The following is a 13885-nucleotide window of genomic DNA, read 5'->3' as shown; positions in this document are numbered from 1 at the left end:
CGACCCATCGCCAGGAATTTCCCATGACGGCCCCTCCCTCATTTCAGCGCCACCACCTGCGCGACCGTGCCATGCGCACACTCAACCGGCGCCAGCAATCGAGCCTGGTGCTATGGCAGTCGCTGGCGCTGGCGCTCGGCAAGATCATCGGCGAGCTGGGTTTTGAATCGCTGTTTTTTCGCTGCGCCTACCAGAGCCAGGCGGCTTACCCCTGGCTTGCCAGCAATGTCGACGCAAAAGCGATCGACCACCTGGCCGCCGGCCTTGCCACACGCGACCCGGCCGAGGCGGAACAGGTCAGCCTGGAACTGCTCAATCTTTTCACCGACACGCTGATCCTGTTGATCGGTGAACTCGTAACCAATCGCATCCTCCTCACCGCATGGGGGACGCTCGCCGTCGATGATGTACCGGAGTCACCACAATGAACAAAGTAGATATTCAACTGCTGGCCACCGGCATTCCCGGCTTCGACGAATTGCTGGGCGGCGGGGTGCCCGAGTTTTCGTTCAATCTGTTGGCCGGCACGCCCGGCAGCGGCAAGACGACCATGGCGCACCAGATCATGTTCTCCCTGGCCAGCCCGACCCGGCGTGCGCTTTTCTTCACGGTGCTGGGCGAGCCGCCCCTCAAAATGCTGCGCTACCAGCAGCAGTTCCCGTTTTTCGACGCCGATAAAATTGGCGAGTCGGTCAAGTTCGTCAACCTGGCCGCCGAACTGCTGGACGGGAACTTCGACGGCGTGCTGGCCCGCATCACCGAAGAAGTGCGCGCCTTCGGCCCCAGTTTGGTGTTCGTCGATTCGTTCCGCTCGGTGGCGCAGTCGGGGCGCGTCAACGATACCGCGCCGGACGGCTTGCAGCACTTCGTCCAGCAACTCGGCATGCAGATGACCAGCTGGCTGGCGACCACCTTCCTGATCGGCGAATACCTGGCGCCGGAAGCCGAGTCGAGCCCCGTGTTCACCGTGGCCGACGGCATCATCTGGCTGTCCCAACTGGTCCACCGCGACGCCCTGGTGCGCAAGATTCAAGTGGTCAAATTGCGTGGCCATGCGCAGAGCCTGGGGGTGCATTCGTTCCGCATCAACGACCAGGGTATCCAGATTTTCCCGCGCGCGGTGGTGAAATCGGCGCTGAACGCGCCGGTGCGCTTCAAGCCGACCGACCGCCTCTCGCTGGGTACGCCGGAACTCGACGCCCTGATCGGCGGCGGCCTGCCGGCCGGCTACTCGCTGCTGGTGGTCGGCCCGTCCGGCTCAGGGAAAACGGTGCTGTCCACCCAGTTCCTCGAAGCCGGCGCGCGGATCGGCGAGACCGGCATCATTGCCGCATTCGAAAAAAGTCCCAACCAGCTGCAAAGCCACCGGCTCGATGCCCTGGTCGAGGCCGGCAGCGTGGGCGTCATCAACACGCGCACGCTCGATTTGTCGCTCGACGAAGTGCTGCACGACCTGATCGAAATGATCATCAAAATGAAAGCCAAGCGCGTCGTCATCGATTCGCTGTCCGGCTTTGAAATGGCGCTCGCGTCCGTGTTCCGCGAAGATTTCCGCGAGTCGCTGTACCGGCTGGTGGCGTCGCTGACCTACCTGGGCGTGACGGTCCTGATGACCGCCGAAACCGAAGACCGCTATACCGACCTGCGCTTTTCGTCCTACGGCAACGCCTTCCTGGCCGATGCGATCCTGATGCAACGCTATATCGAGCTGAACGGTCGCCTGCGCCGGGTATTGTCGGTGGTAAAAGTGCGCGGCAGTGCCCATAGCGACCAGCTGCATTTTTTCGATATCAACGACGACGGCATCCACGTGCGCGATACCCTGGAAAACTACGAAGGCATCCTCACCGGGCATCCACGGCATTCCTGAGTAACAAAATCATGCCGCTGGCTGTAGCAGCTTCGCAGCTTATTTGGCGAACAAAAATACACCGAGGAAACATCTGCGTAGAATGAAGATATTGCGACTAGGAAATTAACCATTCCATGCAAATTGTTCACTCTACCCCTCCCGCCTTTCCGGGCGCCAGCGCGCTGCGCCTCAACGAGCTGATCGCCGCGCTCAGCCATGCCCTCGATATCACCGAGGGCCAGCCGGAAGGGCACTGCATCCGCTGTTGCTGGATCGGCATGCATGTCGGCCGCGAACTGGGCTTGTCCGATGACGCCATGTGGGACCTGTATTACACGCTGCTGCTCAAGGACCTGGGTTGCTCGAGCAATGCGGCGCGCATCTGCGAGCTGTACCTGACCGACGACCTCCACTTCAAGCGCGACTTCAAGACGGTGGGCGACAGCCTGCCGCAGGTACTGCACTTCGTCTTAAAACACACTGGCCTGAAAGCTGGCCTGGCCGAACGGTTCCGCAGCGTGCTGACCATCCTGCGCGACGGTCCGGCAATTGCGCAAAGCCTGATTGCGACCCGCTGCCAGCGCGGCGCCGACATTGCGCGCCTGCTGCGTTTTTCCGAAGCCGTGGCCGAAGGCATCTACAGCCTTGACGAGCACTACAATGGCCAGGGCAAGCCCGAGAAACTGGCCGGCGACGCCATTCCGATGTTCTCGCGCATTGCGCTGCTGGCCCAGGTGATCGACGTGTTCGTCATCGCCGACGGGCGCGCCGCCGCACTGAAGGAAGTGCAAAGCCGCGCCGGCACCTGGTTCGACCCCGCCCTGGTGGCCGCGTTCCAGAAAGTGGCCGCCAGCCCCGGGTTTTGGGCCACCTACGAATCGCCCCACCTGACCGAGGCCGTCCATGCGCTCGAGCCGGACAGCCGCGAAGTGGCGCTGGACGAAGATTATCTGGACGATATCGCGATTGCCTTTGGCCAGGTGGTCGACTCGAAAAGCCCGTACACCAGCGGGCACAGCGAACGGGTGGCGCTGTACACCGACATGATCGCCGAAACCATGGGGCTGTCACCGGAGCGGCGCCGCTGGCTCAAGCGCGGCGCGCTGCTGCACGACGTGGGCAAGCTGGGCGTGAGCAACAGCGTGCTGGACAAGGCCGGCAAGCTCGATATCGAGGAATGGGCCGAAGTCAAACTGCACGCCAGCTACACCGAAACCATCCTGGGCCGCATCAACGCGTTTGCCGAGCTGGCCAAAGTGGCAGCCGCGCACCATGAGCGGCTCGACGGCGGCGGCTATCCGCGCGGGTTGTCGGGCGACCAGATCAGCCTGGAGACGCGCATCATTACCTGCGCCGACATTTTCGATGCGATCACGGCCGAGCGGCCTTACCGCGCGGCCATTCCGGTGCCGAAAACGCTGGAGATCATGGCCGAGACGGTGGGCACCGCCATCGATGCCGCATGTTTTGACGCGCTCAAGCGGGCGATCGAAAAACTGTCGCAGAACGCGCTGGCGTCGGTGCAGGAAGTGTCGGCCTAGCGCCTATTTCGCTTTCGGCGCCTGCCAGGCGTCGTACTTGCGATCGATCTTTTTCATGGTCCCGTCCCGGTTCATCGCCTCGACCGCCGCATTCATGCGCGCCACCAGCGCGTCCGGCACCGAGACATGGCAGGCGAGATACAGGTCGACCTGCTTCATGCTCAGCACCGGCACAATCTTCGCGGTCCAGCCGTTTTGCTCCAGCACCATGCTGCCGCGGCGCGGGCTGGCTGCCCACAGGTCGATGCGGCCTAATAACAGTTTTTGTGGATTGGTCAAGTCGTCCTGCGCCGGATCGACGTTGAAACCGCGTTCGCGCAGGAAGGTATCGCGCGCGTCGCCGTTATAAGTGCCGATGCGCAGCTTGCGGGCATCTTCCAGGGTGGTCAACGCATAGTGCCGGTCGGCGCGTCCCAGCAGCAACCATTCGGTACGATCGATCGGGCCGATCCATTTGAACAGCGCTTCGCGCTCGGGCAAGCGGGTGGTGGAAAACACGCAGTGGTCAGCGCGTGTCAGCGCGGCCGTGTAGGCGCGCTTCCAGGGCTGCAGCTCGATGCTGTAGGCCACCCCGGCGCGGGCCATCAGTTCGCGCACCTTGTCGCTGCCGCTGCCCACCACGTTACCTGCGCCGTTGGCATGGCCGTCTTCCAGCATGCCGACCGGCGGCGCATGCTCGGTGAGAATGGTCAGCCGCACCGGCGCCGGTGCGGCCGGCAGGTCCGCGCCGGCGCTCGCGCCGGGCCACAGCATGACCGCCAGTAAAAAACCATGTCCGACACCCATGCCTGAAACCCCACTTGAACCGGTGATCGTGCGTTTGACTCAGTTGGCGTCGGCTGCCAGCGCGACGGCGGCATGGCGTGCCACCAATTCCTGATACAGCGCCGCGTAATTGGCGGCCATGCGCTCGGCAGTAAACAATTCTTCGTAGCGCAGGGCGGCCCGTTTGCCCATCGCTGCCGCCAGTGCAGGATTTTCCCACAAGGTACGCATGGCGGCGCCAAACGCCGGCGAATCGTCCGGCGGCACCACCAGGCCAGTGTCGCCATCGATGTTGATATACGTGGTGCCGGTACCGATTTCACTGGAAATCATGGGTTTGCCAAACATCGCGCCTTCCAGCAGCGAGATGCCAAAGGCTTCCGAGCGCAGGTGCGACGGGAACGCCATGGCGTAGCACAAGGTCAGCAATGCCACCTTGTCGGCATCGTCGAGCTGGCCGACGAACATCACGTGGGCCAGGCCCAGCCGTGCTGCATGGGCTTTCAGTTCGTTTTCGATCGGCCCGGCGCCCACGATCACGACAGGGTAGTCGGTATTGGCCACCGCATCGAGCAGCACATGCAAACCCTTGTAGTAGCGTAGCACACCCACGAACAAGAAAAATTTGATGCCGACTTTGTCGCGCCAGTACGCCAGCCGCTGCGCATCCGGCGCGGGATAGGTGCTCTTGTCGAGGCCGTAGGTGATGATGCGGGTCTTGTCGCGGTAGCGTTCCAGCACGGTCGACGAGGCCATGTAATTGGGCGAGGTGGCGACGATGGCATCGACGCTGCACAAAAACCGCTGCTTGAGGGGCGCATACAGGCGCAGCAGCATTTTCTGGCGCACGATATCCGAGTGATACGTCACCACGGTGGGTTTCGACACGCGCGCCAGGAAGTGGGCCAGGTCCATGAATGGCCATGGAAAATGGTAATGCACGACATCGCATTCGGCGGCCAGGCGCGCCAGCGCTGTCAACGCGGCGATCGAGAATCCATTCGATGCAATTTCGAAGTCGAGCGGCACCCGCACCACGGTATGGCCTTCGAAGCTGATCGGCTCGAGATCTTTGGCGCGCGACAGCGACAACACCACGTTGTGCATGCCCAGCCGGGTGGTACCGACTGCCAGCTGGCGGATCACCTGCTCGATACCGCCAACCGAATCGGGATAGTAGGTTTTATAGAAATGCAGGACGCGCAAGGTACTGCCCTTGCTCACCGGCTGCACGGCCGGCGCAATTTCATCCGGGATGGCCAGGTGGTTCACGCGCGGTACATCCAGCGCAGCGTATCGGCCAGCGTACACTGTTCGACGGCGCCGATGACCTGGTCGAGCTTGGCCCGGCTGCCGGTCAGGGTGAGCACATCGTTGCTGCGCACAAAAGCCGGGTTGACCCTCACCTCGATTTTGTAGCCGGCAATCTCTTCCATCATGGCGACCACGCTGCGCAGCGACGTGGAGTGGCCGGAGCAAACATTGAATGCCGGATTCGGCCCCAGCGCAGCCGGTGCCGCCGCCACCAGGGCGCGGTAGCTGCGCACCACCGAACGGACATCGGAGAAGTCGCGCGCGATGGCCAGGTTGCCCAATTCGATTTCGCGCGCGCCGCGGCGGAAATGGCTGACGATTTTGGGCAGCAGGAAATTCTCGGCCTGGCCGACGCCGGTGTAGTTGAACGGGCGCGCGAGGATGATCGGCAAGCGATCCATCCACAAGCGCGCCATGTATTCCATCGCCAGTTTGCTGACGGCGTAGTCGTTGGCCGGCGCCGGCGCCACGCTTTCGTCGATGACGGCGACGTCGGCGTTGCCGTAGATGTTCGCCGACGACGCCAGCAGCACGGCGCCGGGCCGGTGCGCCGACGCGGCCAGTGCCGCCAGCAGGTTGCGGCTGCCCACCACATTCACGGCATACATCAGGTCGACGTTGGCATGGGCCACAAAGGCGATACCGGCCAGGTGCAACACCACGTCCGGCCGCACCTGCCCGACGACTGCTGCCACGGCAGCCGCATCGCACAGGTCGACGGCAAACACGTCCTGCGCGTCAACGCCGCTTGCGGCCTGGTCGAAGCGCGTGCCCGGCATGACCGTGCCAAACACGCGGTAACCCGCCGCCGCCAGTTCCAGCGCCATGTAGTAACCGGTGAACCCCGCCAGGCCGGTGATCAAGGCGCGCTTGTCAGCGCCTTCGCGCCGTGGGGATGGTGCCGCGTGGGGCATCTTAGAACGAAAAACCGTGCTTGTTGCGGCGCAGGTCGGCATCGACCATCATCTGGCACAGCTGCTCGAGCGTGGTGGCAGGTTTCCAGCCCAGTTCGCGCGTGGCCTTGGCCGGGTCGCCAATGAGGAGCTCGACTTCGGCCGGACGGTAGAATTTCGGGCTGACACGCACCAGCTGCTTGCCGGTACGGGCGCAATGGCCGGTTTCGTTTTCCCCGCTGCCCTTCCATTCGATGGCAACGTCGGTGGCCTTGAATGCCATGGTGACGAAGTCGCGGACGGTTTCGGTGCGGTTGGTGGCCAGCACGAAGGTGTCAGGCTTGTCGGCCTGCAGCATGCGCCACATGCCCTCGACGTATTCCTTGGCGAAACCCCAGTCGCGTTTCGCGTCCATATTGCCCAGTTCCAGGACATCGAGCTTGCCGAGCTGGATCTTGGCGACCGAGTCGGTGATTTTGCGGGTGACGAATTCACGCCCGCGCAGCGGCGATTCGTGGTTGAACAGGATGCCGGAGGCGCCGAAAATATCGTACGACTCGCGGTAATTGACCGTCATCCAGTGCGCGTACAGCTTGGCCACACCATACGGGCTGCGTGGATAGAACGGGGTCGATTCGATTTGTGGCACGGCTTGCACCAGCCCGAACATTTCGGACGTGGACGCCTGGTAGAAGCGGATCTTCGGATTCACCGTGCGGATCGCTTCGAGCAGGTGCACCGGGCCGATACCAGTAATGGCCGCGGTGGCCAGCGGCTGGTCGAACGACACACCGACAAAACTTTGCGCCGCCAGGTTGTACACCTCGTCCGGCTGGACGTTCTGGATCAGGCGGATGCTCGAGGCCAGGTCGGTCAGGTCGTATTCGACCAGTGTCAGGTTGGGATGGGCCTGTACACCGAGCTCATCGATACGCCAGAAGTTGACCGAGCTCGAACGGCGGAAGGTACCGGTGACATGGTAACCCTTCGCCAGCAACAGTTCGGCAAGATAGGCGCCGTCCTGGCCGGTAATGCCCGTAATGAGGGCTTTCTTCGTCGCTTGCATAGTCGTCATGGGATAGTAAGTAAGGTGTGCGTCCACTGGACCGGACGGCAACCAGAAAGTCTACCAGACGGCGCCATCGTTTTAATTATCAAAAATGCACGATATATGGTGCAAATTTGTCTGAATATTGTCGCATTATCGCGGTGTCAACTGGCCGCGGCAGCCGTCCTTACCTATTGTTACGTCTGATAATGTGGCCGTGCGCGTGCATGTTGAACTTCATGACCGGTCTCAACCTGGCGTCAATTGGGGCGAACTTTGCGCTCGCCCCGGCCTTCACGATTTACGGACGCTGCGAGACCGCATCCACCACGCACAACGCCGTCATGTTGACGATGCGGCGCACCGTCGCCGACGGCGTCAGGATGTGCACAGGCTTGGCGCAACCGAGCAACACCGGGCCGATCGCGATGCCGTTGCCGGCAGCGGTTTTCAGCAGGTTGTACGAAATGTTGGCGGCATCCATATTCGGCATCACCAGCAAATTCGCGTCGTTTTTCAGCGTTGAGGTCGGCATCACCTTGTTGCGCAGCGCCGTATTCAGCGCCGCGTCGCCGTGCATCTCGCCATCGACTTCCAGGCCTGGCGCCTTTTGCTGCACCAGTGCCAGTGCGGCACGCATCTTTTTGGCCGATTCGCTGTTGGCCGAACCAAAGTTCGAGTGCGACAGCAAGGCGGCGTGCGGCTGGATGCCGAAGCGTTCCATTTCCTCGGCCGCCAGGATGGTGATGTCAGCCAGTTGCTCGGCGGTCGGGTTTTCGTTGACGTGGGTGTCGACCAGCGCCAGCTGGCGGTCCGGCATGATCAGGAAATTCATTGCCGCATATACATTCGCGCCCGGGCGCATGCCCAGCACCTGGTCGATGTAATGCAGGTGCAGGTTGGTGGTGCCGAAGGTGCCGCAAATCATGCCGTCAGCGTCGCCCTTGTGGATCATCATCGCGCCGATCAGCGTGTGGCGGCGGCGCATTTCCAGCTTGGCCATTTCCTGCGTCACACCTTTCCGGTTGGTGATGCCGAAATAGGTCTGCCAGTAGTCGCGGTAGCGCTCGTCGAAGTCCGGATTGATGACGTCGAAATGCTCGCCCATTTTGAGGCGCAGGCCGAATTTTTCGATGCGCGCGGCGAGCACGGCCGGACGGCCGACCAGGATCGGGCGCGCCAGTTTTTCGTCGACCACCACTTGCACGGCGCGCAGGATGCGTTCTTCTTCGCCTTCAGCGTAGACGATGCGCTTCATTTCCGGCGGCGCGGTCTTGGCGATCTGGAACAGCGGCTTCATGAAGGTGCCGCTGCGGTAGACAAATTGCTGCAGGCTCTCGGCGTAGGCTTCCAGGTCGGCGATCGGACGCGTTGCCACGCCCGAATCCTCGGCGGCCTTGGCCACCGCAGGCGCGATATGGATCAGCAGGCGCGGGTCAAACGGCATCGGGATCAGGTATTCCGGGCCGAACGACAGATTGGCGATGCCGTAGGTCGTGGCAACCACATCCGACTGCTCGGCGTGGGCCAGGGCGGCAATCGCGTGCACCACCGCAATTTCCATTTCGCGCGTGATGGTGGTGGCGCCGCAATCGAGGGCGCCGCGGAAAATGTAGGGGAAGCACAGGACGTTGTTGACCTGGTTCGGATAGTCCGAGCGCCCGGTGGCAATGATGGCATCGCTGCGCACGGCCTTGGCTTCTTCCGGCAAAATTTCCGGGTGCGGGTTGGCGAGGGCCATGATCAATGGATTCGGCGCCATCCCGATCACCATCTCTGGTTTCAGCACGCCGCCGGCGGACAGGCCGAGGAAAATATCGGCGCCCGGCATGACTTCGGCCAGGGAGCGCAGTGGTGTGTCCTGGGCGAAGCGGGCCTTGTCCGGATCCATCAGCTCGACGCGGCCGGTGTAGACCACGCCGGCCAGGTCGGTCACAAAGATGTTTTCGATCGGGAAGCCCAAGTCGACGATCAGGTCGAGGCAGGCCAGCGCCGCGGCGCCCGCGCCCGACACCACCAGCTTGCAGTTTTTGATATCCTTGTTGACAACTTTCATGCCGTTCAGGATGGCCGCGCCGACGATGATCGCGGTGCCGTGCTGGTCATCGTGGAAGACCGGAATTTTCATCCGCTCGCGCAACTGGCGCTCGATGTAGAAGCACTCCGGCGCCTTGATGTCTTCCAGATTGACGCCGCCAAAGGTCGGCTCCAGCGAGGCGATGATGTCGACCAGTTTATCCGGGTCGTTCTCGGCGATCTCGATGTCGAACACGTCGATGCCGGCAAACTTCTTGAACAGGACGCCCTTGCCTTCCATCACCGGCTTCGAGGCCAGCGGGCCGATGTTACCCAGGCCCAGCACGGCGGTGCCGTTGGTGATGACGGCGACCAGGTTGCCGCGCGCCGTATATTTATAGGCGTTGGCCGGGTCCTTGACGATTTCTTCGCATGGGGCAGCGACGCCCGGCGAGTACGCCAGGGCCAGGTCGCGCTGGTTCAGCAAGCCCTTGGTCGGCGTGACGCTGATCTTGCCAGGCGTAGGGAACTGGTGGTATTCGAGTGCTGCAACGCGCAACTGCTGGCGACGCTCTTCTTTTTTATCCGGTGACGAATCCATGCTTTGACAGCCTTCCTGAACCAAGGGGTGGGGTCTGCGATTTTATCAGACTGGAACTTTCATCCCGGTAGGTATTTTTACGAAGGTCGGGGCAAACGCTGCGCTGGCGTTAAAATCGGGCATGCTCTCCGAATTCGACCTCATCAAACAATACTTCCAGCGCCCCCGTCCTGGACACGCCAGCACCGTCCTCGGCATTGGCGACGATTGCGCCCTGCTGCAACCCACGCCGGGTCGCCAGATGGCCATTTCGTCAGACATGCTGGTGGAAGGCCGCCACTTCTTCGCCGGGGCCGACGCACGCATGCTGGGCCACAAAAGTCTGGCCGTGAACCTGTCCGACCTGGCCGCGATGGGCGCGCGTCCCACCGCCTTCACGCTGGCGCTGGCGCTGCCGGAAGCAAAGCGCGACTGGCTGGCCGGTTTTAGTGCCGGCCTGTTCGCCATCGCCGATGCATTCGGCTGTGAACTGATCGGCGGCGACACCACCAAGGGACCGCTGACCATCTGCATCACCGTGTTCGGCGAATTGTCTCCCGGCCAGGCGCTGCGGCGCGCAGCAGCGCAGGTGGGCGACGAGGTCTGGATCTCGGGCACGCTGGGCGACGCCCGCCTGGCGCTGGGCGCCTACTGGCACGAGCAGACGCTGACGCCGGAACAACTGGCCCTGGCCGCGCCGCGCATGCACATGCCAACGCCGCGCGTGGCGCTGGGCCGGTTGCTGGCCGAAGGCGGCCTGGCCCACGCGGCGCTGGATATCTCCGATGGCCTGATCGGCGATCTGGGCCACATCCTGGCGGCCTCGAACGTCGGCGCCACGCTCGACGCCGACGCGCTGCCGGCCGGCCCCGTGCTGGCCACGCAAGATCAGGCGCTGCGGCGCCGCTTCACGGTGGCCGGCGGCGACGACTATGAGCTGTGCTTCACGGCGCCACCGCACCAGCGCCAGGCCATCCTGCAGGCCGGCCTGGCCTGCGCCACGCCGGTCACGCGGGTGGGCACCATCGACGCCCTGCCCGGCCTGCGCTGGGTCGACAGCGCTGGCCGGGCACTTGACCTTGGCCTGCGCGGCTGGGACCACTTCACAAGTTAGGCCGCGGCCGGCGCCTCCAGCCGTGGCCGCTTGCGGTCGTCAAACGGATCGTGCACCGCCCAATAGTGCTGGAACGCCTGGCGCAGGTGTTCGCGCAGTTCGGCGTCGACCAGCGGCCTGGTGTAGAAGCGGTCGATGGCGCCGCGGTTGATGGCGTCGAGTACTTCGTCGATGCGGGTGTCGCCCGACAGGATGATGCGCACCGTGTCCGGATACATGTCCTTGACCTTGCTGAGCAATTCGGTGCCGCTCATGGCTGGCAGGCGCTGGTCGCACAGAATCACCTGCACCGGATACAGGGCCAGCAATTCGAAGGCCTCGGCGGGCGATGCGGCCGTCAGCACGCGGTAGCCGTCGCGCCGGAACAGGCGGTGCAGCGACGCCAGCACGCTCACGTCGTTGTCCACCACCAGCACCGTTTGCAGGTTGCCGTCGTTGGTGGCGGGCGCTTCGGGCCGTTCGGCGTTGTCGCGCACCAGGTGCGCCAGTTCGGCCGCCGGCAGCGCGCGCGAATAGTGAAAGCCCTGGATGTCGTCACAGCGGTTGCGGCGCAGATACGCCATCTGGGCGCGCGACTCGACGCCCTCGGCCACCACCTGCATGTGCAGGCTGTGCGCCATGCTGATGATGGCCAGCGCGATGGCGGCGTCGTCCGGGTTGGTGGTGATGTCGCGCACAAACGCGATATCGATTTTCAGCTTGTCGATCGGGAAGCGTTTTAAATACGCCAGCGACGAATAGCCGGTGCCGAAATCGTCGATGGCAATCGTGATGCCGAGTGCCTTCAAGCGCCCCAGCACTTCGATGGTGTGCTCGGCATGCGACATCAGCGCGCTTTCGGTCAGCTCCAGTTCCAGCATGCACGGGTCGATCTGGTGCCGCCCCAGCGCAGCGCGGATGGCGCCTTCCAGGTCACCCTCGACGAACTGGCGGCTCGACACGTTGACTGCCACGCGCAGGTCGGTCACGCCCTCCTTGCCCCAGGCGGCGATCTGGCGGCAAGCCGTATCGATGATCCAGTCGCCGACCCGCACCACCATGCCGGTTTCTTCCAGGATCGACACGAACTGGACCGGATAGACCAGGCCGTAGCCGGGCCGGTTCCAGCGCAGCAGCGCCTCGACGCCGCTGATGCGGCCGGTGTTCAGGTTCAGCTTGGGCTGGTAGTGCAGCACGAACTGGTCCAGCGCCAGCGCGTCGCGCAGCGCCAGTTCCAGGTCGAGCCGCGCCAGCACCTGCACGTTCATGCCGCTGGTAAAAAAGCGGTAACCGTCGCGGCCCGCTTCGCGTGCGCGCACCATGGCCGTGTCGGCATACTTGACGAGGGTGCCGGGATCGGTGGCGTCGTCCGGATACATGGCGATGCCGATCGAGGCGGTCAGCATGGCTTGCTGGCCGTGCAGGTCGAACGGCGCGCGCAGCGCGTCGCGCACTTCGTTGGCCACCTGCGCCGCTTCCTGCTGGTCGCGCGGCATCGTCAGGATGAGCGCAAATTCGTCGCCGCCCAGGCGCCCCACGGTGTCGCGCAGGTGCACGCAATTGACCAGCCGGGTGCTGAACTGGCGCAGCAATTCGTCGCCGGTTGCCGCACCCAGCGAATCGTTGATGCTCTTGAAGCGGTCGAGCGAGAGGAACAGCACGCCCACGCGCCAGTGCTTGTCCTGGGCCAGTTCGACGGCGTCGCGCAGGTTCTGGAAAAACAGGCGCCGGTTGGGCAAGCCGGTCAGGGCATCGTAACTGGCCAGGTGCTTCAGCCGCTGCTGGGCCTGCTGGCGCTCGCTGATGTCACGTGCCACGGCAATCAGCATGGCGCTGCCGGGCGCCGGTTGCAACTGCCAGCTGATTTCCACCGGCACCGCGCCAGTGCCGTCGGCGCGCAGCAATTCGGTCTCGATCACGTCCTGTTCGCGCAGCGGGCTGCGCGGACGCGCATGGCGTGCGAGCTCGTCGGGCTTGGCCATGCCGAGCTTGACCGGGTCGAGGCGCAGCAATTCGTCGCGCCGGTAGCCCAGCATGCGGCAGGCGCCCTCGCTGGCGTCGACGATGGCCATGCTGCGCGTGTCGATCAGGAAGATGGCGTCGGCGGTGGCGTCCATGGCGCCGCGAAAGCGCTCCAGCTCGGCCGTACGGTCGCGCACGGTCTGCTCCATGTGGGCGCCGTAATCGTGCGCTTCGCGGTGCAGCAGGCGCACTTCCAGCACATTGTGGACACGCGTGAGCACCTCTACCGGGTCGAAAGGCTTGTCGAGAAAATCGCGCGCCCCGGCTTCCACCGCCCGCTGCTTCAAGGCGGCATTTTGGGTGATCGCCAGCACCGGCAGCCAGGTGTGCAGGCCGGGTTCGCGCAAGGCGGCCATGACGGAGAAGCCATCGAAGCCGGGCAGGCCCAGGTCCAGGTCCAGATCGAGCACGATCAGGTCGAACGGCGTGGCACCATGCAGCGCGGCGACGGCGCGCCCGTCCCCCGTACCCGTGACGGCCACGTAGCCGCTCGCGCCCAACAACGCGGCCAACGACTGGCGCGCCGCAGCATCGGCATCGACCAGCAGGATGCGCGCCTGGTGGATGTCATTCTGGTCGATCATGTCCCGCCCTGAAACAAACTTCTTCACATGCAAACGCAGCTACCCGCATGTCGCTCCTAAATCATGGAAAAATGCACCGGCAGCGTGCCAGCGCCGGCAACTGCACGATAGCACCAGCGCGGGTAAATAGGGCGCACGTCTTGACAGGGAAGTTCTCATCGCTGGATTGCAAGCCAT

10 protein-coding genes are annotated in these 13885 nt (G+C 63.7%); 4 read left to right on the top strand and 6 right to left on the bottom strand.

The genetic code is table 11. The features are described 5' to 3' along the window. Positions 1-23: 23 nt before the first annotated feature. From V6M87_RS23445 to V6M87_RS23435, 3 genes are all read left to right on the top strand, one after another. Entirely contained in the window at positions 24-428 is a 405-nt protein-coding gene (locus tag V6M87_RS23445; RefSeq protein WP_332879089.1) for a hypothetical protein, read from the top strand. Then, positions 425-1870, top strand: a complete 1446-nt coding sequence (locus V6M87_RS23440) for an ATPase domain-containing protein (RefSeq protein WP_332879088.1) — start codon at positions 425-427, stop codon at positions 1868-1870. Before V6M87_RS23445 ends, V6M87_RS23440 begins: the two co-directional genes overlap by 4 nt. A 116-nt stretch (positions 1871-1986) precedes the next feature. Then, positions 1987-3393, top strand: a complete 1407-nt coding sequence (locus V6M87_RS23435) for an HD-GYP domain-containing protein (protein WP_332879087.1) — start codon at positions 1987-1989, stop codon at positions 3391-3393. Between the two features lie 3 nt (positions 3394-3396). Here V6M87_RS23435 and V6M87_RS23430 read toward each other — a convergent pair whose 3' ends face one another. From V6M87_RS23430 to V6M87_RS23410, 5 genes are all read right to left on the bottom strand, one after another. Beyond that, entirely contained in the window at positions 3397-4179 is a 783-nt protein-coding gene (locus V6M87_RS23430; protein WP_332879086.1) for a substrate-binding periplasmic protein, read from the bottom strand. 39 nt (positions 4180-4218) lie between these two features. Continuing rightward, positions 4219-5364, bottom strand: coding sequence for a glycosyltransferase family 4 protein (locus V6M87_RS23425; protein WP_332879121.1), 1146 nt, complete (start codon positions 5362-5364; stop codon positions 4219-4221). A 62-nt stretch (positions 5365-5426) separates the two neighbouring features. Then, on the bottom strand, positions 5427-6386 hold the full coding sequence (locus tag V6M87_RS23420; RefSeq protein WP_332879085.1) for a GDP-mannose 4,6-dehydratase: 960 nt from the start codon (positions 6384-6386) through the stop codon (positions 5427-5429). A gap of 1 nt (position 6387) precedes the next feature. Then, the gene (gene gmd, locus V6M87_RS23415; protein WP_332879120.1) at positions 6388-7431 is read right to left on the bottom strand and encodes a GDP-mannose 4,6-dehydratase; all 1044 of its coding nucleotides are present in this window, start codon (positions 7429-7431) and stop codon (positions 6388-6390) included. 283 nt (positions 7432-7714) lie between these two features. Next, a complete protein-coding gene (locus tag V6M87_RS23410; protein WP_332879084.1) occupies positions 7715-10030 on the bottom strand; it encodes an NADP-dependent malic enzyme in 2316 nt (771 codons plus the stop codon). Positions 10031-10151: 121 nt separating this feature from the next. Here V6M87_RS23410 and thiL point away from each other — a divergent pair, with 121 nt between their 5' ends. Further along, positions 10152-11123 carry a thiamine-phosphate kinase gene (thiL, locus tag V6M87_RS23405; RefSeq protein WP_332879083.1) on the top strand — a complete coding sequence of 324 codons (972 nt, stop codon included), beginning with the start codon at positions 10152-10154 and terminating at the stop codon, positions 11121-11123. Here the strand turns inward: thiL and V6M87_RS23400 are convergent. Continuing rightward, a complete protein-coding gene (locus V6M87_RS23400) occupies positions 11120-13708 on the bottom strand; it encodes an EAL domain-containing protein (protein ID WP_332879082.1) in 2589 nt (862 codons plus the stop codon). The two genes, thiL and V6M87_RS23400, sit on opposite strands and share 4 nt — an antisense overlap. Positions 13709-13885: the final 177 nt, after the last annotated feature.

The organism is Massilia sp. S19_KUP03_FR1, from assembly GCF_036688685.1.
GTDB lineage: Bacteria > Pseudomonadota > Gammaproteobacteria > Burkholderiales > Burkholderiaceae_D > JALYUM01.
The sequence above is the reverse complement of the archived record's forward strand: the minus strand, read 5'-3'. Positions and strand labels throughout refer to the sequence as shown.

Bases quoted from the DNA above. Each gene is read 5' to 3' on its own strand.
- V6M87_RS23445 (WP_332879089.1), top strand. From the start codon at position 24: ATGACGGCCCCTCCCTCATTTCAGCGCCACCACCTGCGCGACCGTGCC.
- V6M87_RS23440 (WP_332879088.1), top strand. From the start codon at position 425: ATGAACAAAGTAGATATTCAACTGCTGGCCACCGGCATTCCCGGCTTC.
- V6M87_RS23435 (WP_332879087.1), top strand. From the start codon at position 1,987: ATGCAAATTGTTCACTCTACCCCTCCCGCCTTTCCGGGCGCCAGCGCG.
- V6M87_RS23430 (WP_332879086.1), bottom strand. From the start codon at position 4,179: ATGGGTGTCGGACATGGTTTTTTACTGGCGGTCATGCTGTGGCCCGGC.
- V6M87_RS23420 (WP_332879085.1), bottom strand. From the start codon at position 6,386: ATGCCCCACGCGGCACCATCCCCACGGCGCGAAGGCGCTGACAAGCGC.
- gmd (WP_332879120.1), bottom strand. From the start codon at position 7,431: ATGCAAGCGACGAAGAAAGCCCTCATTACGGGCATTACCGGCCAGGAC.
- V6M87_RS23410 (WP_332879084.1), bottom strand. From the start codon at position 10,030: ATGGATTCGTCACCGGATAAAAAAGAAGAGCGTCGCCAGCAGTTGCGC.
- thiL (WP_332879083.1), top strand. From the start codon at position 10,152: ATGCTCTCCGAATTCGACCTCATCAAACAATACTTCCAGCGCCCCCGT.
- V6M87_RS23400 (WP_332879082.1), bottom strand. From the start codon at position 13,708: ATGATCGACCAGAATGACATCCACCAGGCGCGCATCCTGCTGGTCGAT.